1 protein-coding gene and 2 pseudogenes are annotated in these 1,035 nt (G+C 44.0%); all 3 read right to left on the bottom strand.

Annotated elements, in window-relative coordinates:
* Positions 1-251, bottom strand: a pseudogene (locus tag R7P35_RS26320) (sulfurtransferase); the annotation flags it as partial.
* A gap of 36 nt (positions 252-287) precedes the next feature.
* Complete coding sequence (locus R7P35_RS26315; protein ID WP_017447384.1) at positions 288-584, bottom strand: hypothetical protein; 297 nt, start codon at positions 582-584, stop codon at positions 288-290.
* A 141-nt stretch (positions 585-725) separates the two neighbouring features.
* A pseudogene (locus R7P35_RS26310) lies at positions 726-1,035 on the bottom strand (hypothetical protein); the annotation flags it as partial.

Raw genomic sequence — 1,035 nt, 5'->3', positions numbered from 1 at the left:
TCTTCGTTATTTAGCCCAAGCTTTTGTGCGCTTACATTAAATCCTGCTTCGGTTGGCATCATGTGCGGCAAAGAGGTATCAGGCAGACAAAAGTCATTGTCGTAATCAAAACGGTAAGTGTTTGGAATCCATTTATCGGTGATTTTTTTGCTTTCCGAAGGAATTTGAAAGCTAATGCTTGCGTCTAAAAGCTTTACATTTTGTTGGTCAAGTAGGGCATGGAGTTCTTTTGCACTGATCAATGCTTGCATTGCTAAATCCTTCTTGTCGTGGGAGTGACCACTATTCTAGTTACAGCTGACGAATGAAAGTGATGGTTCAAAAGTTGAGCTTGTCGCTTGCCTAAATGTGGCTGTCGAACCGATCGCACAGTCAGTTGTTATCGGAACGGCGACGCGTTGTTGTTCGATATCAGGAGCGTCTATCGTCAGGTAACGTCGTTGCCCGTCTAAAGACTGAGTCAACGTGTTGCTGATGACGGTCGCTGATAAGGTTTTTTCGCTGGTGGGTGAGCCCCACAAAAGTAAAAGGAGCAGAGCAATCGAACCGATGAAGACCAAAATGTAAGTTTTGGGGTTATCCAAGTTGAGTTCCATCCGTTTAGGCTAGCGTAAGCCTATTGTTTTACAATAAAAAAATCGCATGTTCAAAGATCGATGCGATTTTTGCTGATATTTAACATCTCTAAGAGGTTTAGGTTTGTTTGCTATTCATGACATTAATGCTTACATGCGCCAAGATGAATCTTCTGCTGATATCACGTGCTCAACGGGGTCTGACCCGTCATAAACCCAACCTTCGACTAACAGATTTCCTTGGCTATCGGAGACTGGAAAATTCATTTCGGCTTTTCCGTTGATGAGTGCTTCAGAAGCTACTTTGCTTGCGTATTTCGCTTGGTAGGTACCTGAAGTCATCGCTTGATACTCTTTATAGACACTAAGGTGCGCGCGTTGTGAAGAGTAGCCACTAATGTCAACAGATAGAGCACGAGCGACGATCGGATCGTAGTCGTAGCCATCTGGTACGTTCAGC

Origin of the sequence: Vibrio sp. Vb0304, assembly GCF_033338995.1 — a bacterium.
GTDB classification, from domain to species: domain Bacteria; phylum Pseudomonadota; class Gammaproteobacteria; order Enterobacterales; family Vibrionaceae; genus Vibrio; species Vibrio alginolyticus.
This window is presented reverse-complemented; position numbering and strand designations above follow the sequence as displayed.